We start from the raw sequence: 25265 nt of genomic DNA, 5'->3' as shown, positions 1-25265 counted from the left end.
GCTGTATTTCAATGACTTATATTAAATGTCTCAATTAGCAAAGATTTAACGCACACAAATTGTTGCAAAATCACAGAATAGTGTGATATTTGAAGTGTTGTTAGAGAATTAAATAAAAAGCTCAAACAAACGTTCTGGGAAAGAAATCAAAAATACTTTCCTGCAAATTGAAGAAATTATCCAGAGTTTTCTGGAAACACTATATCAAATATCGGTTAAACGATATAAAATTTGGTTGGTTGGAAGCCGCCTTGCAAACATTCTTCGTTTGGAGGCGGTTTTTTTTTGCTCCTATTTATAGAAATGCATCTCGTCAATATAACGATCTACTTCTTGATGCATAAAATACCTTAAGTCCTTACCGTCTTTGATTCCTTTTCTTATCATGGTGGAAGAAATTTCCATGATAGGCGCATCTATCTTTGTGATCTTAGGATGGTTCTGAAATTCTGGCCGTACCTCTCCAGTCGAGACGCGAGGATAAACGATGATCTCATAGTCTTCAAGCAACACCTCGTAGTTTTTCCACTTATGCAGATTTTTGAGGTTGTCCTCACCCATAATCAAGACAAATTTTCTATCAGGATATTTTTCAGAGAGATGCGCTAAGGTGTTTACCGTATAATTAGGTTGTGGCAAACCAAATTCAATATTACTCGCCTTGATCTTATCGTAATCATCCACGGCGAGATTTACCATGTGTAACCTTTGATAGTCGTCCAGAAGCGTATTTTTTTTCTTAAGCGGATTGTGAGGCGTTACCACCATCCATAGTTCATCCAGATCACTATGCTCGACCAGATAATTAGCAATAGCTAGATGACCTATATGTATAGGATTAAATGTACCGAAATAAAGAGCGGTTTTTTTATCAATCTTCATATTTCTAATCCTGAATAAACTTTTTCACCACCTCAATTGCCTCAGCTTTTGCGCGTTTCAAATCATCATTCTTGATGATGACATCAAATTGAGGTGCTGTCGCCATCTCTGTACTTGCTTTGGCAACGCGCATGGCAATCTTTTCAGCGCTTTCCGTTTTTCGATTTTTTAAACGTATCTGAAGCTCATTGATGGAAGGAGGCTTTACAAAAATTGCCAGCGTTTGCTCTGGAAATTTTTTCTTGAGTCGCAGCCCTCCCACTACGTCTATATCAAAAATCACATTTTTACCAAGAGCCCAGAGCCGCTCGACTTCTGCTTTTAAAGTTCCGTAGAATTGATCTTTATATACTTCTTCAAACTCTAGGAAATCATTGGCTTTGATTCGTTTCTTGAACCCTTCAATCCCCAAAAAGTAATAATCAATACCCTCTGTTTCACCTGCTCTTGGCGAGCGGGATGCCGCACTTATAGAAAATGCCAGATTCAATTCATCTTGTTTTAACAAATGTCTCACCAGTGTGGTTTTTCCTGCACCAGATGGAGCACTAAAGACGATGAGTTTACCAGATCCTTCCATTAAAGCACATTTAATAGCTGTTCTTTAATTTTTTCCAGCTCGTCTTTCATTTGAACAACAAGCTGTTGCATAGCTGCGTGATTTGCCTTGCTCCCTATGGTATTGATCTCCCTGCCTATTTCTTGACTTATGAAACCTAACTTTTTACCTTGGGATTCAGGGAGCTCCATGGTTTCCGTGAAATAGTCTAGATGATTTGCAAGGCGCACTTTTTCTTCAGTAATATCGTATTTCTCAAGATAGTAGATGAGTTCTTGCTCAAACCTGTTCTCGTCTACACGTTCCTTGATTTCTTGAACCGCTTTTTCAAGTCTTGTTCTTACATCCTCGAGACGCTCTTTGTCCATTTCCTTTACCTGATCCAGCAGGTTTTTTATACTAGAGATGCGAGACTGAAAGTCAGACTGGAGCGAGTTACCTTCTTGAGCTCTGAATTCATTGACTAATTCTATGGCTTTTTCTACCGTATCAACGATTTCGCTTTTATGATCCTCTGAAAGTTCCTCAGCGCTAGAATCAAAAACATCTGGAAAACGCGTAGCCATCTCCAGCAGCTCGATATCATGATTGTGATTACCTCTCAAAATCCCTTTAATATTTCCCAGCTGATCCATGTAATTTACCAAAACCTCAAGGTTCAACTTAGGTGTTCCAGCCGTACCCGTATTTTCAAAATGAACTGCTACATCCACTTTTCCTCTTTTAAGATTACGAGCAGCCATTTGTCGTAAGGGAAGTTCCAGTTCTTTGAGTTCAGAGGAGAGTCTTAGGTTGAGGTCCAGGTTTTTAGAGTTCAAGGTACGCACCTCAACCGTGATTTTTTTGTCGTCTAGATGGGATACACTTTTACCGTAGCCCGTCATGGATAAGATCATGAAAATGAATTTGAGTTGCAAAGATACGAACCTAGAATATGGACAGAAGACCGCTCCGCTTAAAGGCAAAAGATGAAAGACTTGAGTAGCGATTGAAATGATTGCTCCACTTAAAAACAGAAGCTGGAAGACGATAGACTATCAGTCTCAAGGTTAATTTTAATAGGAGGTCTCTTAAATCCGATTCAAAATAATATTTGAAAATGAAAGTTTAACTTTGTTATAAACCCACAACGGCTTTGCCCACGATCCTTTCCACAAAAAAATTGACAGAAGCCCAGAAAGAGCTTGTCCTCAATTCAGGTGTGGGTCTGGTTCATTTTGATATTCTTAAAATAACCACTCAAGTCTTGGATCAAAATCTCACTGGTGACGCGATTATCATCACCAGCAAAAATGCGATTCCGGCGTTGCATGAGATAGAAAAAAAGAAGCCCGTGTTTGTGGTAGGGACGGTAACTGCCAGCCTGCTCAATGAGTTTGATATCAAACATGTTGCAAATAATGCGAGGGATTTGGCGGAACACATTATCAACCATCATTCTGAACTCCGTTTTGATTACCTGTGTGGCGATCATCGACGAGACGAATTGCCCGATCTGTTACGGTCTAAAAATATTGAGTTAAAGGAGCAAGTCGCCTATCGATCTGCTGCGGTTTCAAAGTCGTTTGATCGTACTTTTGCAGCGGTTTTGTGTTACAGCCCTCGTGGGGTTCTCGCTTTCGCGAAAGCGAACTCATCAAAAAACAATTTAGAGCCTTCAACCATTGCGGTTTGTATAGGCAATACCACGGCTGCAACTGCGCAAGACTATTTCAAAAACGTAATCGTAGCCAAAAAAGCCACGGTAGAAAATGTACTGGTAACCGCGATAAATGCATTAAAAAATGATCAAGAACGACCTGTTTCTTAAGGCCCTGAGAGGAGAAAGTGTAGAACGACCACCGGTGTGGATGATGCGACAAGCAGGTCGCTACTTGCCCGATTTCATGAAGCTGAAGGAAAAATATGATTTTTTCACGCGTTGTCGCACGCCAGAACTGGCTACCGAAATCACCGTCATGCCCATTGATCAAATAGGTCCCGACGCTGCGATACTGTTTTCTGATATTCTCGTGATTCCTCAAGCGATGGATATAGAGGTAGAGATGAAACCAGGCGTGGGTCCATGGCTGCCTAATCCCATCCGTTCTCAAAAAGATGTGGATCGTGTTAATGTTCCAGACGTAGCAGATGCTTTGAGTTATGTGTACGATGCTATTGACCTGACTAAGAGGGAATTGAACGATCGCGTGCCTTTAATAGGTTTTGCGGGATCGCCCTGGACCATTTTGTGTTATTGTATTCAAGGTCAAGGGAGTAAGAACTTTGATAAAGCCAAAGAATTTTGCTTTACCCAACCTGAAGCTGCTCATGAACTGCTTCAAAAAATTACAGATACGACCATTGCATACCTTAAATTAAAGGTAAAGCATGGTGTGAACGCTGTTCAGGTTTTTGACTCATGGGGCGGTATGTTGAGTCCGGTAGATTATCAGGAGTTTTCTTGGAAATACATACAGCAAATTGTGAATGCTTTAAAAGCTTATACAGAAGTTATCGTTTTTGGAAAAGGTTGCTGGTTTGCTTTAAACGAAATGTCCAAAAGTGGTGCGAGTGCGCTGGGTGTGGACTGGACGTGTAGCGCCCGTAACGCTCGTTATTTGAGTGGTGGCGAGATCACCCTGCAAGGTAACTTTGATCCGTCGCGCCTTTTCAGCCCACCGGCTGAGATCAAGAAAATGGTTCACGAGATGATTGATGCTTTTGGCAAGGATCGTTATATCGTTAATCTAGGACATGGCATTCTGCCTAATATACCCGTTGAAAATGCTCAAGCCTTCGTGGATGCCGTGAAGGAATATGGTTCATGATACTCTATCTTAGAAAATACAACAAGTTTTTGTTGAGCCTTTCTCCTCAGCGAAATCTCGTTTACGGGTTTACCGTTTATAACACTATAGGCTTTTTACTGCTTTGTCTACCCTGGTTTCATAATGGCGATAACCGCTGGATCGACAATCTTTTTGCTTCCACATCAGCCATTTCCACCACGGGACTTTTGACCGTGGGAACTACTGATTATTTCACTGTTCCCGGACAGCTGGTACTTATGATGCTGTTTCAAATAGGTGGAATAGGTTCTATTACGTTTACCACTTATGTCCTATTATGAAGCACACATCGCACCAGCAACTGGCGTAAAAAGATATTGAGTGCTGCATTTGCCTTGCCAGATAGCTTAAAACGCCTTCCTCTCTCCGCCGCGGCTGAAGGGATATTTTTGACCTTACGATTATTACCTTAGTTATCAGATCGCTTTTGTAAGTTTATCTCATGATCAAAAATATCTTTAAAGGACTATCTGCCTACTCGCGAGCGTTTCCGCTAATATCTGAGTTGGGGCTCTGGAAATATTTTCTCATTCCCATGGCGATAAGCTTTTTTATTGCTGTTGCCGTATTTGCCAGTATCTATAAACTAGCTGATAATATAGGACGGTGGCTGGCCAGTTTTTATCCCTTTGAAACTGGTGCTGAAACTGTTGAAGCCATCGCAACCTTTGTAGGTGGGCTTTCCATACTGGTGCTGGGTTTGATTTTGTACAAACACATCGTCATGGCGTTGAGTTCGCCGTTTATGTCTCCCGTTTCAGAAAAAATGGAGCGGCATCTCTTTCCAGAATTTCATGAAGAGATCAAACAGCGTAAAACCAGTAATGCTCAACAGCTGGTGAGAGGTCTAAGGATCAACGTGCGCAACCTGATCTACGAGCTGCTCATCACCATTCCATTACTGCTGCTATCGTTGATACCGCTGGTCAATTTTGTGACCACTCCGCTTATTTTCTTAGTACAATCCTATTATGCGGGATTTGGTAATATGGATTACACGCTGGAGCGTCATTTTAATTATCGGGAGAGTGTACGTTTTGTGAAAAAATCCAGAGGTTACGCTATCGGTAACGGGATTGTTTTTATGTTGATGGCGCTAATTCCAGTGCTGGGCGTGATCATCGTTTTGCCTATTTCTGCAACTGCGGCTAGCAAGACGACTCTGGAGCTATTGCGGGAGCGGCGGTTGTTTGAAAAAACAGGGGATAACCTTAAGGCCGAAGATCAAAATCGAGTCCGTATATCAGGATAAAGATCTCTAAGCTAGAAAACCTCATAGTCAAGTAAGGGCGGTTTTAAATCCTCCCTTACTGAAGTTGTTTGATTTCTTTAAGTAGTCCGCTTTCGCGAAAGCGTAACACCTAAACTTCACCATCTGCAATGGATGAGTCCTGACTAAAATCATAGCTTTCAGAACATCTTTCCCCTTAAATTTGCAGCAAAGACCTTTAAATGATCAAAGAGGATTTCCACCAATTTATTAGAGACCTTCAAGATGAAATCACCCAAACCCTTGAAAATATAGACGGTAAAGCCGTTTTCAAAGAAGATCTATGGGAGCGCGAGCAAGGCGGTGGCGGGCGTACTCGTGTGATTGAGAATGGAGCCGTTTTTGAAAAAGGTGGAGTCAATATTAGTGAAGTTCATGGGCCTCTTGCTCCGGCAATGCAGCAGTATTTTAAGGTGGGCGATGTCGATTTTTATGCGACGGGAATAAGTCTGGTGATTCACCCAAAGAACCCGATGGTGCCTACAGTTCATGCCAATTTCCGTTACTTTGAGATGTACGAGAAAGATGGAACTGTGGTAGATTCTTGGTTTGGCGGTGGGCTGGACCTGACGCCCTATTATTTGTTTGAAGAAGACGCCATGCATTTTCATCAGGTTTGCAAGGATGCTTGTGACCGTCACGATTGCGCTGACTACGCCGATTTCAAGCAAAAATGTGATCAATATTTTCACAATGCACACCGTGGTGAGGCTCGTGGCATCGGCGGACTCTTCTACGACTACCGCCGCGCTACAGATGAATTTTCTATGCACGACTGGCTGGCATTTCAAAAAGATATGGGAGCACATTTCCTAAACGCCTACGTGCCTATTGTTGAAAAAAGAAAAGAACTCTCTTATAACGAGGATCACCGCGATTGGCAAGAAATACGCCGTGGTCGCTACGTGGAATTCAACTTAATTCACGATAAAGGAACATTGTTTGGTCTAAAAACCAATGGACGTATTGAAAGCATTCTAATGAGCCTCCCACCACATGTGCAATGGGTTTACGATCACCAGCCCGAAGCTGGGAGTGAAGAGGAGAAACTTTTGAATGTTTTGAGAGAGCCGAGGGAGTGGGTTTGAGAAGGTGAAGTTGAAAATTAAGCTTAAGTTTAAATCCTTATTACGACTTATAAAGATTCAAAATGAGGGAGAAACTACGATCCATCGTTGAGGACAACTCAACTCGCAAGGGTAAAATATTTGATTTCACAATTCAATTTTTGATCCTTATTTCTCTTGTAGCTTACTGTATTGAAACACTACCTAATAATCCCATTTGGCTGAATTCTTTACTCAAGTCGTTTGAAGTAGTTTGTATTGTAATTTTCTCAATGGAATACTTGATAAGAATTTGGGTAGCAAAAAATCCTTTGAGATATATTTTTAGTTTTTATGGAATTATCGATTTGATTGCTATTCTACCATTCTATTTGTCAAGATTTATTGATGCCAGAGCCGTACGTGCATTTAGGATATTTAGAGTTTTCAGAAGTTTAAAATTGATCCGTTACAACAAAGCCCTGCGGCGCTTCAATATCGCAGCAAGGCTTGTCAAAGAAGAGGTCATACTTTTTCTGATTACGACATCAATTTTTATATTCTTGGCATCAGCCGGAATTTATTATTTTGAAAATGAAGCACAACCAGAAGTGTTTTCTTCTGTGCCGCATAGCGCATGGTGGGCTGTGGTTACTCTAACTACCGTAGGCTACGGAGATGTCTACCCTGTAACTGCTGGAGGTAAGATCTTTACGTTCTTCATCCTCTTAATTGGAGTGGGAATCGTAACCATACCTGCAGGCCTTGTAGCCTCAGCACTATCTAAGGCAAGAGAAATCGAAAAAAAAGAACGAGAGATTAATAATCAAGAGAAAGAATCTACTTGAGCTTAAACTTCAACTTAGTCTTGAGCTTAATTACCTATTCATCAACTCCTCAATCTCCTCCACTTCAATAGGAATATCGCGCATTAAGTTGAAGGGTTCTCCTTGCTCTTGGATCACTACATCATCTTCCAGTCGTATTCCGAAGCCTCCATCAGGAAGGTAGATTCCCGGTTCTACGGTAAAAACGTTACTAGCTTGCATAGGCTCCCAAAGAATTCCATAGTCGTGCGTGTCCAGACCTATGTGATGTGAAGTCCCATGCATGAAGTATTTTTTATAAGCGGGCCAGTCCTTGTTTTCATTTTGAACATCGGCTTTGTCGAGCAGTCCTAGATCTAGCAACTCGCTGGTCATTAACTTTCCTACCTCAACGTGATAATCCTTCCAGATCGTTCCCGGCACGAGCATTTTGGTAGCTTCATCCTTAACCTTCAGTACGGCGTTGTAAACCTGTTTTTGTCTTTCTGTAAAGCGACCATTTACGGGTATGGTTCTTGACATGTCGCTGGCATAATTGGCATAGCTTGCTCCCGCATCGATCAGCATCAAATCGCCGTCTTTGCATTCTTGGTTGTTCTGAATATAGTGCAGAACATTAGCATTATTTCCACTCGCGATAATGGGCGTATAGGCAAATCCATCGCTGCGGCGTCTTATAAATTCGTGCAGAAATTCTGCCTCCACCTCATATTCCATCACGCCAGGTTTTAAGAACTTGAGCACTCTCCTGAAACCGGCATTGGTGATATCACAAGCCTGCTGGATCAAGTCGATCTCAATAGGGTCTTTTACCGCACGCAATCGCTGTAAAATAGGCGCTGATTTTGCGTAGTTGTGCGCTGGATATTGAGCTTTGGTTTTCTTTATAAATCGGTCTTCACGGCTTTCCAGCTCCACTGCCTGGCGGTAATGCTCGTTTGTATTGAAATAAATCGTATCGCATTGCGTCATCATCTCAAAAAACTTTTTGTCAAATTCCTTGAGCCAGTATACGGTCTCAATTCCCGTGATCTCGGTAGCTTTTTCCTTTGTGAGCTTCTCCCCTTCCCACACCGCGATGTGATCGTTAGTTTCTGTGACAAAAAGCACTTCCCTGTGCGCCGGGTCTGGACAATCTGGAAAAAGGACCAAAACCGTATTTTCCTGATCTGCACCGCTCAAATAAAAGATGTCTCGATGCTGTTTGAACGGCAAGGTGCTGTCAGCTCCGGTCGTAAAAATGTCATTTGAATTGAAAACCGCAAGACTGGAGGGCTTCATTTTCTCCATGAAATTTTTACGGTTCTTGATGAACAATTTGGGATTTATGGGATCGTATTTCATGCAATGATTTTTTGAGTTCTCGCTTTCGCGAAAGCGTAACACTTTATCACACTTTACTCACGAGATCGAGCAAGTTAAGAATGCAAAAACAGAACGCCAAAAATTGCAGGACGATTAAAACCAAACACTCAGATTTATTCTACTAGCTCACCATTTTTAGGTATTGTATAGAATGCATCATCCATGGGCGCTTGATCCACATCTACTTTATCAAAGATTCTGGGATTACCCCTGGAGGTGGTGGGCAAGCCATTTTCCACGATGTACCAGTCAAGCATTTTGGGCAGAAGGAGACCATTGACTTTTTGCCATTTATCGTATTTGATGTAATGAAAATCGTCTGACTTTTCATTTTTTCCAAAAGTGACAGTGTAAGCCAGCCAAGTCATCTGATAGGTCTCTGGATGGTAGTACAAGATGTACTCATCTTCTGGAGAGTCGCCCACGTTTTGCTCATAGCCTATTTTAATGGCGGGATAGCTGATTCCATCCTTATTAAGCGGACCTGCCTCACTATAAATGATTCCGTCATCTGCCAGTAGGAAAGGCATGGCGTAGAAATAAAACATGAGGTTGTGGTAGAATTTTACGCGTTGCGGTGACATGATAGCGCTGTCTTGTGCAATCCAAACGTTTCCTTTCTCACTTCCCAAGGTATAATCAGGGTTCTCAACCTTTATATCGCGAGAGTTCAAATCGCTGGTGTGGGTTTCCTCACCCATGGTAAATGTGATCGTTTGCATGGATTTCCAGCGATCCAGACCGCCGTGCGCCTCAAATACGTTTTGAAGTGGCTCAGGGTATCTCGAAAGATCAACGGTTGTCGTTTTTTCTATTGGCTCTGAACTTACATCAAGAGTTTCTTTATTTTTTGGCTTGTTCTGGCAGGCGATTATCAAGAGGATAACCGCTGCCAGCAGTGCCTGCTTTTTCATAATAATTACTTTTGAACAAATCTAATTGGAAAGAACGATGCCCAACCGATTCAATTTTCCCAACTCAAATAAGATTTTCCCTCAATGTTATCAGCAGCGTAAGGTAGAAGGTAAACCTAGTTGTATGTGAATGGTGTGATTTTCTTGCCAGACTCTACTTCTGCCCATACATACATTTTACGCTTAGAAACCGTACGATACTCTTCAGTATTAGCGTTCTCCTCGCCTTGTTCTCCCTCATAAATCAGCATGCCATCCATGCCTAGTGAGTCTGCTGGGAAGATGAGATTCTCATTTGAGTGAAAAACCCCTCCATCGCCTACACTGCTGTATGTGCCCAAAGGCAGTAATTCTTCTTCGTCTAGGTTCATCGTAAAGTACATACGTCCTCCTTGCTCGCCGCATGCTTCTGCCAGAAAGTCGATTTCAATAACATGATCTACATTTTTGAGTCCGCGGCTGTCGTGAAGCTTTAAATCAAAACTAGCGTTGGCGAGATTGTAAGTGCCCAATTCGTAGATTTTTTTATTACGTATTCTACGTATTTTGATTTGATGGTAGAGGGCTTCATCACTGATTGCTCTGGTGTAGAGGAGTCTGCTGCCATCGGCTAAGTTTTGAGAGCCCAACGCTAGAAGTCCCGAGACCAAGTAGCCTTCTAATCCTCCGGCTGCTCTCACTTTTATCCACGGCGACTCTTTTCCATAAACGAAATAGGTCTTATCAGTTATTTCAAGTACTTCAATGTATTCATTTGCGGCAAGTGCGGCCATCTTATCTGCTTCTTGATCGGGAGCTTCACGCAAACTCACATTGTTCCCATATAAAAAATAGGATTTTCCAGCCTGTACCGACTGCCCTTCCCGGTGAGCGGTTTTAGGCTGAGACTGAACTGCCGTAACCATGAATAGAAAAACAGCTAGAGTTTTTAAAAATTTCATTTTTGTGAGTTTCCGGACCAATCAGGTTTTGAATTACCTCAGAGGTCTCGTCAATTTCGTTGATTTTAAACAAAACATCTGTTTCACAAAGTTATACCTTAAACTTTTGCCAGAACTGCATCAAGGAATTGTTAGTGTTTCGTTTAAGACATAGTCTTTACACTATCTTGAAAAGAAAAAATAAAGTTATGGCAATTAAGACACCCAATTTTGAAGAGAAATTAGGTAAACACCCAATCCCACACGCAAAAGGCGTTACCAACAAGGATAACCGAAATCCTAAATCAATTGAAACAAACGACTCAGAAAAGGATAAATAGAAGTAATTTTTAAAATTGAAAAAGCAGGATCATTTTAATTGATCCTGCTTTTTTATTCTAGACCTCCGAGGTTTTTGAATCCTCGGAGGTCTCATATTTGTCTCTAATACCTCTAAGCAATCACCGCCCCATTAACACTCGCATCATCAGGATTTACGAAAACCAATTTCCCGTCTGGATCCTCGGCTAGTAAAATCATTCCTTGAGAAACGGTGCCGCGTAGTTTTCTTGGCGCAAGATTGACCAAAACAGTTACTTTTTTGCCCACGAGCTCTTCAGCTGTGTAATGTTGCGCGATACCAGAAACGATGGTTCTATTATCAATTCCCGTATCCACGGTCATGACCATTAGTTTATCGGTTTTTGGCATTTTTTCTGCGGTAAGGATCTCTCCCACGCGCAGGTCCATTTTCATGAAATCATCGTAAGTTGTTTCGTCTTTTTGTGGCATGATTTGGGATTTTTCGGCAGCGTTTGTTGCTTTGCTGGCTTCGAGTTTTTCTAGTTGCGCCTCGATCTGGGCGTCTTCAATTTTTGAGAATAGCAATTCGGCTTTGTTGATTTTATGTCCAGTGGGAATGAGCGTTTGTTGACTGGCTACTTCGTTCCATTGAAAAGATGCTGATTCAAGATCAGCATGACACAACATTGATTTTAATTTCTCTGAAGCATGTGGTAGGAATGGCTCACTTAAAACCGACAGCGATGCAGCGATCTGTAGGCTTACAAACATGATCGTCTTCACGCGCTCGGGATCAGTTTTCATAAGTTTCCATGGCTCCTCATCGGCTAGGTATTTGTTTCCTAAACGGGCGAGGTTCATGAGTTCTGTTACGCTTTCGCGAAAGCGGTATCGCTCCACGCTCTGTTCCAGTTTTGCGGGATACGCATTGATCTCATTCAATACTTCCAGATCTACGCTGCTGAACTCGTTAGGTTCTGGCACGACACCATTGTAATATTTGTGGGTGAGCACCAGCGTACGGTTGATGAAGTTCCCGAAAATGGCAACCAACTCGTTATTGTTACGCGCCTGAAAGTCTTTCCAGGTGAAATTGTTGTCTTTGGTTTCTGGTGCGTTTGCCGTGAGAACATAGCGTAAAACATCTTGCTGACCCGGGAATTCCTCTAAGTATTCATGCAACCAGACCGCCCAGTTACGTGAAGTGGAAATTTTTTGATCCTCCAGATTCAGAAACTCGTTTGCTGGAACGTTTTCAGGCATGATGTAATCGCCATGTGCTTTCAACATACTTGGGAAAATGATGCAATGGAAAACAATGTTGTCCTTCCCGATGAAATGTACCAGAGAGGTATTCTCATCCTTCCAGTAATCTTCCCAATTTTTATGAGTTTTTGCTGCCCATTCCTTAGTCGCAGAAATATAACCGATGGGCGCATCAAACCAAACGTAAAGCACCTTGCCCTCGCCGCCTTTAACGGGAACGGGAATTCCCCAGTCGAGGTCGCGGGTTACCGCGCGCGGCTGTAATCCATCGTTAATCCAGCTTTTTACCTGACCGGTCACGTTAGGTTTCCAGTCTTGTGCATGTCCTTCAACAATCCACTCATTGAGCCAATCGCTGTACTGATCTAGCGGCAGGAACCAGTGCTTGGTTTCTCGCAGCTCTGGCGTGTTTCCGGTTATGGCGCTTTTGGGATTGATTAGGTCAGTGGCATTGAGACTGGTACCACAGTTCTCGCACTGATCACCGTATGCGTCAGGATTCCCGCATTTGGGACAAGTTCCTGTCACAAAACGATCGGCGAGGAACTGATCAGCTTCTTTATCGTAGAGTTGCTCAGTTACCTGCTCGACAAATTTGCCATCAGCTTCTAGTTTTTTAAAGAAATCTTGAGCTGTATCATGATGTATATGTGCGCTGGTACGGCTGTAATTGTCAAAAGAGATCCCAAATTCCTCAAAACTGTCTCCTATGATTTTGTGATAACGATCTACCAATTCTTGCGGCGTGATTCCTTCCTTTTTTGCCTTGATCGTGATAGGTACGCCATGCTCATCGCTACCGCACATAAAGGCTACATCATTTCCTTTAAGACGCTGGTAGCGCGCAAAAATATCGGCTGGGACGTACACACCGGCGAGGTGGCCTATGTGTACTGGACCGTTTGTATATGGAAGCGCTGCTGTTATGGTAAATCGCTTGTTATCGCTCATAGAAAACTCAATTGAAGCTGCAAATTTACGATGTTTAAAATCTAGCTGAATGTGATTTCTATAGGTTACCTATATTTATCCTAGGTTTATTTCAAATATCAATGGATGCCGATTGAAAAGTCTAAACAATAACAGAGTCCAAACCCATTTTGAATGAAAAACTCAACCAAACGTAAAATAGGCGAGCTCCTCTTCCAGATCATACCTGTGATGATAGGAGTGTTTTTAGGCTTTCTCGTCTCCAGCTGGGCAGAAAGCTCACGAAACGAAGAAAAAACGGAGCTATTCGTACAAAACCTCATTGCTGAAGTTGAAACCAATAAATCAAGATTAGATAACGTCTACGATTATCATATCATGCTGCGCGACAGCGTTCAGAGCTATGTGGCTCGTTCTTACGAGGCTGATTCCTCAAAAACGCCTAGAAAACCTAAGTTCTTCAAAGGCATCAGGATGTTTCCACTTATGGATAGCGCTTATGAAACTGGGACTCAAACCGGCTTGATCAACGGTTTGTCATTGCCACAAATCCAGCAGATCAACCAAGTTTACACCTTGCAAAAATTCTATAACGGTTACCACGACAACATGATGACCGGGTTTATGAATCAGGATCCGTTGCAAGACATTGACCGTGTGGTTAGATTTCTCGCCATTTCAATGACCGATGTAGTATTGAGAGAACAGGAATTGAGGGGGCAATATGACCAATTGCTCAAAGAGCTTCAAAAAGAACTGAATTGATCACCCCACCCAACCAATTTAATTTGCGCGCCTTACAAAAAGGCGATAAAGTGCGCATATTGTGCATCGCACGTAGCGCTCAGAAGTCTGAACTTAAAAATGCCGAAAGCTATCTGCAATCCATCGGGTTGAAAGTAGATTATGGCAATACCATTGGCAAGGTACATTATCAATTCGGTGGTACGGCGCAGGAGCGGATGGAAGATTTTATCGAGGCGTGGAACGACCCAGAAGTAGCAGCAATCTGGATCGCGCGTGGTGGTTACGGGAGTATTCAGATTTTGGAAGGATTGGATTTTGTGCAAATGGCGGAGGCTTCGACTCCACTTAGTCACCGCACGAATTTTACGAGAAAAAGGTCGCTGAGCATTTCGACTTCGCTCAACGACCACGGAGTCGAAGCGCACCGTAAAAAAGACAAAAAGTATATCAAACCCATCATCGGCTATTCAGACGTGACTTTGATCCACAGCAAAATGCAGAAAGCTGGGTTGCCCAGCATTCATGCTTTTATGCCGCTGGAAGTGGATACGAGGACCGCTTTCGCGAAAGCGAGCTTTAGAAAGGCTCTTTTCAATGAAGAAATCCGAGTTGAACTCAGAAACAACCAAAACCTTTCACCTCAAAAAATCAGGGGAAAGTTGCACGGCGGCAACCTCTCCATTCTTTACAGTATGCTAGGTTCAGAAGATTTGCCGGATCTTACGGGCGGTATTCTTTTCATTGAGGAAATCGATGAATACCTCTACCACATAGAAAGGATGATGTTTTCGCTAAAAAGAGCTGGGAAATTCAGCGGTCTGAAAGCTTTATTAGTAGGTGGAATGACTGATATGAATGATCATAAAATCCCATTTGGGAAAAATGCGCTCGAGATCATTCAAGATCTTACAGCAGATTATGACTATCCCGTGATTTTTGATTTTCCAGCTGGGCACTTGGAGAATAATGTTAGCTTGAAGTTGGGAATGGAGATGGAAATTCTAATTGATTCAAATGATATTATTTTTACTCAATAAAACAACTACCGACCTGTGGACATCTCCTCAATGTGCAGAAAAGTCATATATAGCTAAAGAGATTAAAAAATAATGGCACAACACAACGATCTAGGAAAAGAAGGAGAAGAGCTTGCGGTAGCGCACTTACTTAAAAACGGCTATGACATTCTGGTCCAGAATTACGTGTTTCAAAAAGGAGAAATCGACATTATTGCTCGTAAGGGAAATACGATCGTGATTGTGGAAGTTAAGACCCGTTCCACTCCTGATTTTGGAGCGCCTCAGGATTTTTTGAAACCCGCACAAATCAAAAGACTGGTTAAAACTGCTGATCATTTCATGGAGTTGTATGGCGAAGATGACCTAGAAGTTCGCTTTGATATTTTTGCCATTATCAAAAACAAAGCGGGTACAAAAACGGAGCATATCGAGGATGCTTTTTATCATTTTTAGAGAGGTTTCTGCCTTGTTCCTCTGAAATGAACAATTATAATTTGTTGATGAATTTGATCAAAGCGATAAATCAGATAGTTGTTCTTGTCTATCAAGGCTCTTCATAGTCTTGGAAAACTTTTGCTTGTAGGGAAAACTTTTGGATGGTCGGTAATTGTTGATATAGTCTTTGCAAGTTTTGTTTCAAAATTTTTAATCTCACGCGTTGACCAATGGATTTCAAGATAGTCTATCAAATCCTCAAGTGAATTTGATGCTTGAATGGTCCATTTAATTTTCATTAAGCGAACTTCTTCATGACATCTTTATGATCAACAAGCTGGTTATTTTCCATTTGTTCAATGCCTCTTTGAACCACATGCTGTTCTTCTATAGATAATTCATCCCACCAATCTGCTTGATTGTCCTTGAAAACAGATAAAAGACGATTCAAAACCTCTTGTTTCTCGGTTCTGAGTAGCATTTCAATCAATTGAAGTTTTGTTGCTTGAATATCCATGACGACTTTTTTACAAGATATAAAAAATTATAAATTCCTACCCGTGCTTCACAATCACCTCTTGCAAACATCTGGAAGTTTTTTCAAGCAGTTCCAGCTGCTCCTCGTCTATTTTTCCAGATCTGAAATGGACTACATTGTTCCTGATCTCGCGCACTTTGTGCAAGTCGGCGATAAAGGAGGTTTGATGAAAGGGTAATTTCAAGGTTTCCCAGACTTGTTCATTTCCTAAAATAAATCCATAATCTGAAAAATTGAGATCGCTAAGTGAGGTAGGTTGCATTTCCTTGCCTTCATAGTTGGCACATTTATTCAAGAACTTCATTTCAAATTTACCGTCCAGCAACATACGCAGCATATTTTCAATTTCTTCTAGATGGATGAATGGAGCGATTTGATCCAAATATTCTAGGTTGATATCATGGGCGGTAATAGGCCCTTTTATTTCCCGATCCGCCGTTTTAACAAACACAACGTCTTTTTTAATGATCTCACGTATGGCTTGAAACAGCGGCATGTCAAGGTCCAGCAAAGTAAAATCGGTACTCATCACGTCTTCCACCCTATCCGCATCAGGGTTTGTGATTTTAGCTTTTGCGATACTTTCCCAGTTGATGATTCCGCTTATGTTTTTATGATTGAGCATTACCGGGAGCTGGGAGAATCCATGGTGCCACATGAGGTAAGTAGCCTTAGTCAGCTCATCGTTTGGGTGGACACATACAGGATTCGTTTTTGCGGCATTGAGTTCAGAAAGTCTTGTGATGGGATCAAATTCTTCATTTCCCAGATTTGAAATTTGCTGGTCGTCGATGCGTGCTTTTTTGGTAGGCATCACTTTGACCTCATCGTCCATTTCTCCAGCCTGCAAACTGGGCTTTACCTTCAATCCATGACGGCCCAATTCTTCATTGATGCGCCACACTACCTTGCTGGATCGACGCTTATAGCCATCATATTTGTGTAAAATATCTCGGCGGGTAAGCGTGATGCCTTCTTCAGATTCTGCTGCTTTTCCAATAAGGTCTTCAAATTCCTTTTTCACCTAACTTTTTTGGTTATGATTTCAGTGTTCTAAGAAACAGCTAGAAACGGAGGATTTCTGCCAAATAGGCGTTAATTGGAATTTAATTAATCTGTTAGGACTAGATCGTCCCAAGAATAGATGTGGCTGTATCCGCTTTCGCGAAAGCGTGCTCTATCACCACTATCCCCCACTACAAGTATAAAATCACCTCCCCAGCCGCCCAGCGATTTCATGGTTTTTTTATAATCAGGAAAAAGGCGGTTTTTGACGGGTTCCAATCCTACGAGGTTTGAGATGATTTCTTCATGTCTTTCTATCGTCTTACTGAAATCCTCGACGGAATCAGCCGTCTGAACAAATCGATTGGGCATTTGGTTCAGCTCATTTTTCAACTCTTGAGTCAGTTTACGAGGGTCAAACTTGGCAATAGAATCGCGGCTGTTTTGTTTTTGATTCAGGTATACAAAGAACAGCTGATCTTTAATTGCAGGATTAAAAATGACTGGCTTCACGATAGGAACAGCATCGTTGTAATTGTAAAGAATAGGAGTTTTTGCGGTGGCGCAGGCGATATCAAAACCACTACCGCCAAAGTGTTCAAACTGAAGTTGATATGCATCGCAATCAGCCCATTGAGCGATCAGGGAGATAAGTGTGGAGCTGGTGCCCATTCCATATTTGCGATTAAAATCTAGCGTGGTGACTGCATCAAAACCTTGATTAAGGATGTCTCTGGAACTCATTGATGAGGCGTGTCTGAGAATCGCCAAAAGTTTATCAGCGGTGGGGTCGTCAAATTTTTGAGAAGATTTAATTTTCCCAAGATCGGATTCTATTTCAAACCATAAACTCCCATCGGCATCATAGCTTTTCCAGGTAAACTTCTGATCGTCACGCGAGGAAATCTCAAGATGCTGTTGCCTCTTAAGCGGTACGGCCAGCGCGGTGATATTTGCAAGTACGGCATACTCACCCGTGATCAGGAATTTTGCATTGGCAGAAAATCGTTCTATAGAAAGGGACACGAGCGGATTTGTTTGTGACAAATCTAGTTAGAGAAAATGGAATTGAATTTATCTGTATGCACAGACCTCCGAGGTTTTGAAAACCTCGGAGGTCTAATAAGCCTTATCACATCCCGGTCCTAATCGCCTCCACAGGATCCAAGCGTGAAGCCACTATCGCAGGAATCAAGCCGGCAATCAGGCCTACAGAGGCGCTGAAGGTCGCTCCGTAGATAATGTTTTGAGTGGATAAAACAAATTCAAAATCTTCTGTGAGACCACTGGCAACAATAGTTCCCAACCAGACAAACAACAATCCGAAAAGCCCTCCAAACAATGCTAATATGATGGCTTCAAATAAGAACTGTGATAAAATAAACCTATTTTTTGCGCCCAGGGATTTTTGAATCCCGATTAAATTGGTACGCTCTTTCACACTCACAAACATGATGTTTGCAATACCAAATCCTCCTACCAGCATCGAGAAACTGGCGATTACCGCACCTATTAGTGTGAGTGTGCTGGTAACCTGGTCCAGAAAATCAGTGAAACCCTTCAGCGGATTCACAAAAAAGGTACTTATCTCGTCATTTTTAAGACCGCGATAATTTCTGAGCTTTTGCTCCATGGAAGCGATAAATTCATCTTGATCAGCTCCTTCTCTAGGTTTCATGATCAATGCAGAAACTCTGGAGCGATTATTATCACCGTAGATCTTTCTCACAAAATTCACCGGTATGTAAGCCGAACCATCTTTTGAAGGACCCAGCGTTCCTTGTCCTTCTTTTTTTAGGACACCTATCACGGTAAACTTATTCCCGTAAAGCCGCACCTTGCGACCAATAGGGTAAGAATCTCCAAAAAGACTATTGGCCACCTCGCTCCCTATCACCACAACGGGTGTTCCGCTGTTTGCTTCAGACTCATTGTAGAAACGACCTTCTTCAATTTTCAGCCCATCCAGCTCATACATGGTTTCAGTCGCGGGAACGATGTTGACGCCAGTTGCAGTTTTATTATCGTATTTGATATTCTCAGCACCAGAAAAAACGGTGTAGGTTATCGCACCCATTTCAGGCATACTGCGCTGCAACATCTCAAATTCATCGTAGGAAACGTTAGGAAAATTTTCGTACTGATAAGGTTCTAGATCAGTTGGACCAAAAGAAAATCGCAACACGTAAATAGTACTTATATCCAGTGAACTCAAACCGTCTTTTATCTCACTTTCCAGCGAGTCGATAGCTGCCAGAACGCCTATAATCGCAAAAATACCTATGCTCACTCCCAGCAACGACAGAAATGTGCGCAAAATATTAGTACGCAAGGCATTAAGCGCAAAAAAGAAACTCTCTTGTAAAACCCTTAGGTAAATGAGCATGTGAACACAGACTTTGTCCTCCGTAAAAATACGGTTTACAGTTGGACTGCATCATTGCTGATATGTTACAACCATTGAGAATTTTGTTTCGCTTTCGCGAAAGCGACACTCTTAAACATCTTAAGCACAAAGTCAAAAGCACAGCGTGTCCCTATTCTTTATGGGCTGTTGTTGTGATGAAAAAATTAGGCTTGAACCTTTTAAGTACTGAAACAGCCTCGACTACCCATCTTTTGAATTACAAGAAAGGAATCGAGGCTGTGATTAGTTCAAAAACCTAAGCTTTAACAACCATTTTACCTTTATTCTTACCATCAAATAGATCGATAAAGGCTTGAGGTATCTGGTCAAAGTCATCTACAATGGTTTCCTCATGTTTTAGTTTACCTTCTTTGAGCCATTTACCCAACTGTTGAACACCTTCTTCAAAACGATCCTCGTAATTTCTCACGATGAAACCCTGCATCTTAATACTTTTCTTAACGATAGTGGTTTCCAGTCTAGGTCCTGTAGGTTGCTCCGTCTCATTGTATAAAGAAATCGCTCCACAGTTGATCACCCTTCCGAAACGATTGATGTTATTCATCGCCGCGTCTAGTGTGTAGCTTCCTACGTTATCAAAGTACACATCCACACCATCTGGAGCATGATTGCCTATGGCAGCTGTCATATTATCTGTTTCACTGTAGTTGATTCCAGAATCAAAGCCAAATTTCTCAGTGATCAGATTTATTTTCTCATCACTACCTGCGATTCCTATCGCTTTGCAACCTTTGATTTTTGCAATTTGTCCAACGATTGAACCCACCGCTCCAGCGGCACCTGAAACCAAAACGGTTTCTCCCTCTTTGGGTTCCCCTATATCTAAAAGTCCAAAGTAAGCGGTCAAACCTGTCATTCCTAAGACTCCCAGATAAGCACTCAACGGTGCCAAGTCTTTATCTACTTTGCGAAGACCTTTGCCGCTATGAGTCTGGATTTGTTTCCATTGCAACATTCCCATTACATAATCACCAGAATTGAAGTCGTCATTTTTGCTCTCAGTTACTTTAGCCACCACGGCAGATTCAAGAGGTTGATCAAGTTTGAAGGGCTCGATATAAGATTTTTCATCGCGCATGCGCCCTCTCAAATAAGGATCTACAGAAACATATAGTGTCTCAAGTAATAATTCTCCATCGCCACACTCCGGCTTTTGATCTTCTTTAATCTCAAAATCAGATAATTGAGGCTTTCCTTCTGGTCTTTTCTTAAGATATATTACTTTATTCATTTTTTGTTTTCAAGTTACTATCTCAAGGGCTGGCTAGCTCTCATAAGAATACTAAAAAATGATGCCGAGGTGTTAAAAAGCGAGTAATCAAAGAAAAGAATCTATTCTTTTTCCTCTTCGGTTTCGTATTTGGCTCGTATCGCTTTATCAATCGCGCTGGCAAGATACATGTGGGCTCCTGCGCTGTTTTTGCTTAACACATTGCTTTCAAGACACACAATATAGTTGGTACCATCAGGATGTTCTACTATGCACACGCTGTTCATATAATTGTAGCGGTTTCCTGCATATTTGCCGCAAGGCGTGCTCTTAGATTTATCGCAACTATATAAACTACCAGATTTAAAATAGATGGATGCCTCATCAAGTCGAGGGCTCGCACCATAGCGAATACGCCTATCAGTCATGTACAACAATCTTTTGATTTCTAGACTCGTGAGACGGTCGATTACTTCGCCTTTTTCAAGTTTTATGAAGTACTTCATCAATCCTTTAGGAGTTCCTATACTTCCTCCTTTACTGCTCACGTATTTATCAGCACCGTTTGTAAAAAAGCTTCCCAAGCGCCACTCATCATGAGTGATCCCTAGATCTCGTAAGGGTTGATTGACTAGGTTTATTGCACGGTCAGTTAATTCCCGACGATCTGCGGTTTCAAAATATTTGTCGGCTTCTTCTTGGGTCAGACCAAAATATTTATCACCAAAGATGTTCATGAGCAAGGCTTCTCTCCACACAATACTGGCTGCACCGTTGTTACTCACGCTCAACATGTGATCCAGCCACTCATATAAGGTAAACTCATCGCTGGCTACCACAGTACGTTTTACGTAAGAATCTTTCTCAACATTGTAAATCGGGATGGTATGGTGATCGTAAAGTCCCCAATTTCCAGATCGCACAACCTTTTCTTTCATCAAGCGCGTGCGCACACTCATATCTTCGGGACATAGATTTTTGATCTCGTTGAAAAAAGCGGTAGCAACTACAATCTTGCCCACGGATCCCGGCTGGAAACCTCGATCTTCATTCATTTCTGCATAGCGCATGTTGTCAGGATCAGTCATGTCGAGAACCGTGATTCCATAACCTGCACGGCTGGGAAACAACTGCATCATTTCTTTCTGAAAATCCTGATCAACGGTCATTATTTCAGGAACGCTATCTTCCTGCTCACAAAGCCACAAGGTGATTTCTTTATATGATTTAAAGCTTCCTTTTTTGAGGTAATATTCAGTGATGGTGCTGTCCAGCGTTTTTTCTAATCTCTTAAGGCGTTTGATTCCCGTACGCTCGTAACCGTCGATGGGATAAAATGCCATGACTAGCACTGCGGTAAAAATTAGAATTATGGAATTGCGAAAAATCTTCACTCGTAAATGTTTTTGTTGAGTAATAACTGGGTGTCAAGCTTAGCTTGTGCGTCAATGGAATTGAGGTATTCAGAATTTGCAGCTTGGGAATTTTCTACAAAAGGACGTATTTGAAACAGGTACAGCTTGTCGTCTTTAAAACCTAATTCAATATCCCACGCGCCTTTATAAGATCCATCTTTTGAACCCGGCATGATCTTATGGACTTCTTTTGCAAAATCGTGGATTTTCTCAAGGTTTTCTGAACTTACCACACGCTGATCAAAATCTACATGTTCCATAACAGAACCACCAGTAGATGGTAGTTTGCGCATCTTGTTTTCCCTAGCGGGCGATATCAATCTAGAATTTCCAGATTCATCTATGATGTAAGTCTCGGCACTCTGTCCATCTACAGCGCCACCCGCGCCACGGCTCATCGCCACGGTAATACTTTTGTTATTGTTATTGATAAAATCCTTAGTGATCAAAACACCGCTGTAATCCACGTCCACGGTCGGGATAATCAGAATGGATGGATAGACATTTTCTGGGTTCTCAAGATAAGCCTGGCGCCATTTGAAACTGCGCTCCGTGTAGGGACTCGCCCATACATCCCTTATTCCCTTGAGGATCTTATCGCGGTCTACAGCATTAAAAACTGTAAGGTTCAGGCCTGCTCCTGTAAATTCCTCTAGGTCTTCCATGTTTGTATCACTGCGTAGAAATACAGGTACCTGTCCCATGCTTCCTCCCAGATTGCGTTTAAAGTCAGCTTCTAGAGATGAAATCAAGCTGTTTTTCAACGGCATTTTGGCAATGGCGTTCCGTAACTTTTCTAGTTCACCCAGCTGATAGGCGATCACCTCATCTTCAGGAGTGGAAGAGGCTCTCATTTGTTCCGCTTTCGCGAAAGCGGAAACTAAAAAATCCCAGTAACTACCCGAAGCGCCCGGCATATTTTGATCCATGTGATCCTTAAAAACGCCAAACGGAATAACGATACCGTTCACAACGTGCTCTGGAAAAAGCTTCTTAAGCTGACCTAAGTTTGCTGCTTTGGGGCCACACAAAATACCGCTATCACCACTGTCCACAATGCTCATGTCGATGGGCTGCTTACCATCCAGTTTTAATTTGTCCTCTGGTATGCGGATGGTTTTCTTTTCCTTTTTAGACACCGCAAAAAGCTCTTTCTCATCGTCAGTCATCTTAGAAGCAGATTTCAAAACCACTGTTCCCTTTGGACTCACGGCATAAAAGACCTCCTTACCGTCATAAGCTTTGAGATCGTTGAGGTTGTCAATGGTGATGGCAGCGTTAGGAATTCCCAAGTTGCGGGCAAGAAGCTGTACGTGCGACACAAGATTCCCTTCTGAAACCGTTGCGATACCCGCGACCGGCTTCAAATCGCTGGGCGGTCGGTCAAAAATGTAGATCTTATTGGGATCGACTTCCATGTCCTCAGCATTTCCAGAAACGACTTGCAAAACACCTTTAACATACCCAGCGTTAAGACCACGTACTGTGCTGATATTCTCAACACCTTGTACATCGCTCACCATATCAATCTGCCGATTGATAAGTGCTCCCACCTGACCAACTGTGTCACCAAGTGGTAACAATAACGAGGAGCGAATGCGGTCATCGTAAAATCCATATGCCAAAGGCTCAAAACGAGAATACTCTTCAACAACATCTCCATAGATGGCGTAAACCATACCGGTTCCCCACTCTACCTGACTGCGACCCAAGTTCACAATTCTCAACAGCTCTGAGGCAGCTGCTTGTTTTCCTTCTGTATAAAATATTTGGGGCTGTACCTGTTCCCATTCCCAGCGCTCCGTGTAACCGGCACTTGCCAGCGCCTGGCTTAAAGCAAAAATCTTATCGAGATAGCCTCTGATATCTTGGGGTTGCCAGTTGCTGGACTGTTGAAAAATCAACTCTTCCAATCTTAGGCTCAGCTCCAAGGCGCTGGTACGACGCGTTCCCCTGCGATCTTGCTTAATGTTTTCGCGAATGTCACACATGAGGTTTGCCGCAGCAGGAACGAGAATTCTGGGTTCTGTATCTTGATCGTATCGGGATGAGAAGTATTCGGTTTGGGTTCTTATGTAGCTTTCTGCCGGCCAGTCCTGAACCATATCCTTGAGGTTGGATACGGAAACGGGTTCAAAAAACTCCTGCATGTTTGCTATGAGTTTTTCAAAGGTTCCAATGTCCTCAGATTTTAATTTATCTCGATTCTCATTCAGCCAGTCTTGAGTCGCCTTGATATCTTGCGCTTGTGGATTCCCATGAATCTTGATACGCAAATCCATGAACTTGGGATATTTCTCTGCTAGTATCTTGCTGTCACTACGTATCTCCTGAGCTAGATTGGTATCCCCATCGTGCGGTAAGTCTCTGAGGCTTTCCCTGAGGAGAAAGAAGTCACGCTCGATCAAGTCGTTATCACCCAGTACTGTATAGTAAAACTTGCGACCCCATTCTTCTTCATCTTCTCGCTGCACGGCACCTCGGTAGAATTTAGAGCGTTCTTGAACCCAACCGTTATTACTAGCTTCCAGAAATTTCTGAAGTTGGTATTGTTTGACTCTTGAATGGTTGTTATTACCATCCCAAAAGTCCCAAATATCATTGGAGGCTAAAATTTCACTTAAATAAATGTGTCTTTGCTGGGCAAGTTTTTTGACTTCTGGACGGTAACTCGCGTGTTGGATTCCTTCTCCTATTTCCTTGGGGCATGGATCTTTTGCATCGCGAATGCTTCCGTCAGGACAGAACCAATTGATGGACTTGTAAGGACCACGATCCAGATCCCGATAGGAACTGATCATATCCTTGATTTTATCGTCAGAAAATTCTTGTGAAAAACTAACTAGCGTGCTGATTAAGAGAATAAAAGAAAATGTCTTTTTCATACCGCTCAAAGATAAATTTTTGATCAAAGGCTCTATGATCATTAAGGATTGTTTAACCAGAACCTATATGAGAAATGAAAAATTTGCTCATTAATACCTCCTAAAAAATACGTATCATTAAATAAAATTCAAGGTGCTCAAACATCCCGCATTCAAAAATTTTCTCAAGGACATCAATGCCTTCAATTTACCATTGTGTTTTTTTCTGGGAGCCATAGGAGATATTAGCTACGCCATCTTTTGCTTTGGGACTTTGGGAACAGTATTCGGTCTTGTATGTTATCAATACCTATTTAGAGCTCAGTATAATTTGTACCGCAATCTGGGCTGGACACGTTCTAAGCTTATCTTGAATTTATTTTTAATGAATATTGTTATTGCTCTCAGTGTATTTATCCTATATAAACTCATTGATATATGGCTCTCTTAGAAATTCAGAACCTCAGCCATAGTTTTGGAAAAACCTGTTA

General features: G+C 42.0%; 25 protein-coding genes. 11 read left to right on the top strand and 14 right to left on the bottom strand.

The genetic code is table 11. The annotated features are described in order from the left end of the window. Positions 1–291 precede the first annotated feature (291 nt). From nadD to BST97_RS11370, 3 genes are read right to left on the bottom strand one after another with little or no spacing between them, the layout of a single operon-like run. Positions 292–882 (bottom strand): nicotinate (nicotinamide) nucleotide adenylyltransferase, encoded by a 591-nt coding sequence (nadD, locus tag BST97_RS11380; protein WP_085767351.1) that lies wholly within the window; start codon positions 880–882, stop codon positions 292–294. Positions 883–886: 4 nt separating this feature from the next. After that, the gene (gene gmk, locus BST97_RS11375) at positions 887–1462 is read right to left on the bottom strand and encodes a guanylate kinase (protein ID WP_085767350.1); all 576 of its coding nucleotides are present in this window, start codon (positions 1460–1462) and stop codon (positions 887–889) included. Continuing rightward, on the bottom strand, positions 1462–2337 hold the full coding sequence (locus tag BST97_RS11370; protein ID WP_085767349.1) for a YicC/YloC family endoribonuclease: 876 nt from the start codon (positions 2335–2337) through the stop codon (positions 1462–1464). Before BST97_RS11370 ends, gmk begins: the two co-directional genes overlap by 1 nt. 239 nt (positions 2338–2576) lie before the next feature. On the opposite strand from BST97_RS11370, the gene BST97_RS11365 reads away from it, so the two are divergent. The 6 genes from BST97_RS11365 (at position 2577) to BST97_RS11340 (ending at position 7436) form a co-directional block, all read left to right on the top strand. Further along, the gene (locus BST97_RS11365; protein WP_085767348.1) at positions 2577–3251 is read left to right on the top strand and encodes a uroporphyrinogen-III synthase; all 675 of its coding nucleotides are present in this window, start codon (positions 2577–2579) and stop codon (positions 3249–3251) included. Beyond that, positions 3226–4251: a uroporphyrinogen decarboxylase gene (hemE, locus tag BST97_RS11360; RefSeq protein ID WP_085767347.1), complete on the top strand. Its 1026-nt coding sequence runs from the start codon at positions 3226–3228 to the stop codon at positions 4249–4251. The genes BST97_RS11365 and hemE overlap by 26 nt, the downstream gene beginning before the upstream one ends. After that, positions 4248–4553, top strand: coding sequence for a TrkH family potassium uptake protein (locus BST97_RS11355; protein WP_085767346.1), 306 nt, complete (start codon positions 4248–4250; stop codon positions 4551–4553). Before hemE ends, BST97_RS11355 begins: the two co-directional genes overlap by 4 nt. Before the next feature lie 161 nt (positions 4554–4714). Continuing rightward, the gene (locus BST97_RS11350; RefSeq protein WP_085767345.1) at positions 4715–5524 is read left to right on the top strand and encodes an EI24 domain-containing protein; all 810 of its coding nucleotides are present in this window, start codon (positions 4715–4717) and stop codon (positions 5522–5524) included. A 200-nt stretch (positions 5525–5724) separates the two neighbouring features. Then, on the top strand, positions 5725–6630 hold the full coding sequence (gene hemF, locus BST97_RS11345) for an oxygen-dependent coproporphyrinogen oxidase (protein ID WP_211277431.1): 906 nt from the start codon (positions 5725–5727) through the stop codon (positions 6628–6630). A gap of 62 nt (positions 6631–6692) precedes the next feature. After that, a complete protein-coding gene (locus tag BST97_RS11340; protein WP_085767344.1) occupies positions 6693–7436 on the top strand; it encodes an ion transporter in 744 nt (247 codons plus the stop codon). A 30-nt stretch (positions 7437–7466) separates the two neighbouring features. Here the strand turns inward: BST97_RS11340 and BST97_RS11335 are convergent, their stop codons facing one another. The 3 genes from BST97_RS11335 to BST97_RS11325 all read right to left on the bottom strand — a co-directional run bounded on the left by BST97_RS11335 (position 7467) and on the right by BST97_RS11325 (position 10635). Beyond that, positions 7467–8759, bottom strand: coding sequence for an aminopeptidase P family protein (locus BST97_RS11335; RefSeq protein ID WP_085767343.1), 1293 nt, complete (start codon positions 8757–8759; stop codon positions 7467–7469). 134 nt (positions 8760–8893) lie between these two features. After that, on the bottom strand, positions 8894–9694 hold the full coding sequence (locus BST97_RS11330; RefSeq protein WP_085767342.1) for a DUF6503 family protein: 801 nt from the start codon (positions 9692–9694) through the stop codon (positions 8894–8896). Between the two features lie 116 nt (positions 9695–9810). Further along, positions 9811–10635 (bottom strand): SH3 domain-containing protein, encoded by an 825-nt coding sequence (locus BST97_RS11325; RefSeq protein WP_085767341.1) that lies wholly within the window; start codon positions 10633–10635, stop codon positions 9811–9813. Between the two features lie 188 nt (positions 10636–10823). Here BST97_RS11325 and BST97_RS16250 point away from each other — a divergent pair, with 188 nt between their 5' ends. Next, on the top strand, positions 10824–10955 hold the full coding sequence (locus tag BST97_RS16250) for a hypothetical protein (RefSeq protein ID WP_262497046.1): 132 nt from the start codon (positions 10824–10826) through the stop codon (positions 10953–10955). Between the two features lie 112 nt (positions 10956–11067). Here BST97_RS16250 and metG read toward each other — a convergent pair whose 3' ends face one another. Next, the gene (metG, locus tag BST97_RS11320) at positions 11068–13134 is read right to left on the bottom strand and encodes a methionine--tRNA ligase (protein WP_085767340.1); all 2067 of its coding nucleotides are present in this window, start codon (positions 13132–13134) and stop codon (positions 11068–11070) included. A 153-nt stretch (positions 13135–13287) separates the two neighbouring features. Between metG and BST97_RS11315 the strand changes: the two genes are divergently transcribed. The 3 genes from BST97_RS11315 (at position 13288) to BST97_RS11305 (ending at position 15332) form a co-directional block, all read left to right on the top strand. Continuing rightward, on the top strand, positions 13288–13878 hold the full coding sequence (locus tag BST97_RS11315; RefSeq protein WP_085767339.1) for a hypothetical protein: 591 nt from the start codon (positions 13288–13290) through the stop codon (positions 13876–13878). Continuing rightward, positions 13875–14897 carry a S66 peptidase family protein gene (locus BST97_RS11310; protein ID WP_211277430.1) on the top strand — a complete coding sequence of 341 codons (1023 nt, stop codon included), beginning with the start codon at positions 13875–13877 and terminating at the stop codon, positions 14895–14897. The genes BST97_RS11315 and BST97_RS11310 overlap by 4 nt, the downstream gene beginning before the upstream one ends. Before the next feature lie 72 nt (positions 14898–14969). Then, a complete protein-coding gene (locus BST97_RS11305; protein ID WP_085767338.1) occupies positions 14970–15332 on the top strand; it encodes a YraN family protein in 363 nt (120 codons plus the stop codon). A 280-nt stretch (positions 15333–15612) separates the two neighbouring features. On the opposite strand, the gene BST97_RS11295 is transcribed toward BST97_RS11305, so the two are convergent. The 7 genes from BST97_RS11295 to BST97_RS11260 form a co-directional block, all read right to left on the bottom strand. Next, on the bottom strand, positions 15613–15831 hold the full coding sequence (locus tag BST97_RS11295) for a hypothetical protein (RefSeq protein ID WP_085767336.1): 219 nt from the start codon (positions 15829–15831) through the stop codon (positions 15613–15615). Positions 15832–15868: 37 nt separating this feature from the next. Further along, entirely contained in the window at positions 15869–16876 is a 1008-nt protein-coding gene (locus tag BST97_RS11290; protein WP_085767335.1) for a CBS domain-containing protein, read from the bottom strand. 86 nt (positions 16877–16962) lie between these two features. Further along, the gene (locus BST97_RS11285; protein ID WP_085767334.1) at positions 16963–17883 is read right to left on the bottom strand and encodes a GYDIA family GHMP kinase; all 921 of its coding nucleotides are present in this window, start codon (positions 17881–17883) and stop codon (positions 16963–16965) included. A gap of 106 nt (positions 17884–17989) precedes the next feature. Next, the gene (locus BST97_RS11280; RefSeq protein ID WP_085767333.1) at positions 17990–19243 is read right to left on the bottom strand and encodes an ABC transporter permease; all 1254 of its coding nucleotides are present in this window, start codon (positions 19241–19243) and stop codon (positions 17990–17992) included. A gap of 277 nt (positions 19244–19520) precedes the next feature. Next, entirely contained in the window at positions 19521–20516 is a 996-nt protein-coding gene (locus BST97_RS11270; RefSeq protein ID WP_085767331.1) for an NADP-dependent oxidoreductase, read from the bottom strand. 101 nt (positions 20517–20617) lie between these two features. Continuing rightward, positions 20618–21889 (bottom strand): serine hydrolase, encoded by a 1272-nt coding sequence (locus tag BST97_RS11265; protein WP_245833557.1) that lies wholly within the window; start codon positions 21887–21889, stop codon positions 20618–20620. After that, positions 21886–24837 carry a PEP/pyruvate-binding domain-containing protein gene (locus BST97_RS11260; RefSeq protein WP_245833555.1) on the bottom strand — a complete coding sequence of 984 codons (2952 nt, stop codon included), beginning with the start codon at positions 24835–24837 and terminating at the stop codon, positions 21886–21888. The genes BST97_RS11265 and BST97_RS11260 overlap by 4 nt, the downstream gene beginning before the upstream one ends. A gap of 91 nt (positions 24838–24928) precedes the next feature. Between BST97_RS11260 and BST97_RS15855 the strand changes: the two genes are divergently transcribed. Beyond that, positions 24929–25225: a hypothetical protein gene (locus tag BST97_RS15855; protein WP_157111640.1), complete on the top strand. Its 297-nt coding sequence runs from the start codon at positions 24929–24931 to the stop codon at positions 25223–25225. Positions 25226–25265 lie beyond the last annotated feature (40 nt).

It is taken from the genome of Nonlabens spongiae (assembly GCF_002117125.1).
Classification (GTDB): Bacteria; Bacteroidota; Bacteroidia; order Flavobacteriales; family Flavobacteriaceae; genus Nonlabens; species Nonlabens spongiae.
This window is presented reverse-complemented; position numbering and strand designations above follow the sequence as displayed.

What these genes read in the sequence shown, in the direction of transcription:
- hemF (WP_211277431.1), top strand. Translation starts at nt 5,725, where the DNA reads ATGATCAAAGAGGATTTCCACCAATTTATTAGAGACCTTCAAGATGAA.
- metG (WP_085767340.1), bottom strand. Translation starts at nt 13,134, where the DNA reads ATGAGCGATAACAAGCGATTTACCATAACAGCAGCGCTTCCATATACA.
- BST97_RS11280 (WP_085767333.1), bottom strand. Translation starts at nt 19,243, where the DNA reads ATGCTCATTTACCTAAGGGTTTTACAAGAGAGTTTCTTTTTTGCGCTT.
- BST97_RS11260 (WP_245833555.1), bottom strand. Translation starts at nt 24,837, where the DNA reads ATGATCATAGAGCCTTTGATCAAAAATTTATCTTTGAGCGGTATGAAA.
- BST97_RS11315 (WP_085767339.1), top strand. Translation starts at nt 13,288, where the DNA reads ATGAAAAACTCAACCAAACGTAAAATAGGCGAGCTCCTCTTCCAGATC.
- BST97_RS16250 (WP_262497046.1), top strand. Translation starts at nt 10,824, where the DNA reads ATGGCAATTAAGACACCCAATTTTGAAGAGAAATTAGGTAAACACCCA.
- nadD (WP_085767351.1), bottom strand. Translation starts at nt 882, where the DNA reads ATGAAGATTGATAAAAAAACCGCTCTTTATTTCGGTACATTTAATCCT.
- BST97_RS11370 (WP_085767349.1), bottom strand. Translation starts at nt 2,337, where the DNA reads ATGATCTTATCCATGACGGGCTACGGTAAAAGTGTATCCCATCTAGAC.
- BST97_RS11325 (WP_085767341.1), bottom strand. Translation starts at nt 10,635, where the DNA reads ATGAAATTTTTAAAAACTCTAGCTGTTTTTCTATTCATGGTTACGGCA.
- hemE (WP_085767347.1), top strand. Translation starts at nt 3,226, where the DNA reads ATGATCAAGAACGACCTGTTTCTTAAGGCCCTGAGAGGAGAAAGTGTA.
- gmk (WP_085767350.1), bottom strand. Translation starts at nt 1,462, where the DNA reads ATGGAAGGATCTGGTAAACTCATCGTCTTTAGTGCTCCATCTGGTGCA.
- BST97_RS11305 (WP_085767338.1), top strand. Translation starts at nt 14,970, where the DNA reads ATGGCACAACACAACGATCTAGGAAAAGAAGGAGAAGAGCTTGCGGTA.
- BST97_RS11330 (WP_085767342.1), bottom strand. Translation starts at nt 9,694, where the DNA reads ATGAAAAAGCAGGCACTGCTGGCAGCGGTTATCCTCTTGATAATCGCC.
- BST97_RS11270 (WP_085767331.1), bottom strand. Translation starts at nt 20,516, where the DNA reads ATGAATAAAGTAATATATCTTAAGAAAAGACCAGAAGGAAAGCCTCAA.
- BST97_RS11295 (WP_085767336.1), bottom strand. Translation starts at nt 15,831, where the DNA reads ATGGATATTCAAGCAACAAAACTTCAATTGATTGAAATGCTACTCAGA.
- BST97_RS11350 (WP_085767345.1), top strand. Translation starts at nt 4,715, where the DNA reads ATGATCAAAAATATCTTTAAAGGACTATCTGCCTACTCGCGAGCGTTT.
- BST97_RS11355 (WP_085767346.1), top strand. Translation starts at nt 4,248, where the DNA reads ATGATACTCTATCTTAGAAAATACAACAAGTTTTTGTTGAGCCTTTCT.
- BST97_RS11335 (WP_085767343.1), bottom strand. Translation starts at nt 8,759, where the DNA reads ATGAAATACGATCCCATAAATCCCAAATTGTTCATCAAGAACCGTAAA.
- BST97_RS11340 (WP_085767344.1), top strand. Translation starts at nt 6,693, where the DNA reads ATGAGGGAGAAACTACGATCCATCGTTGAGGACAACTCAACTCGCAAG.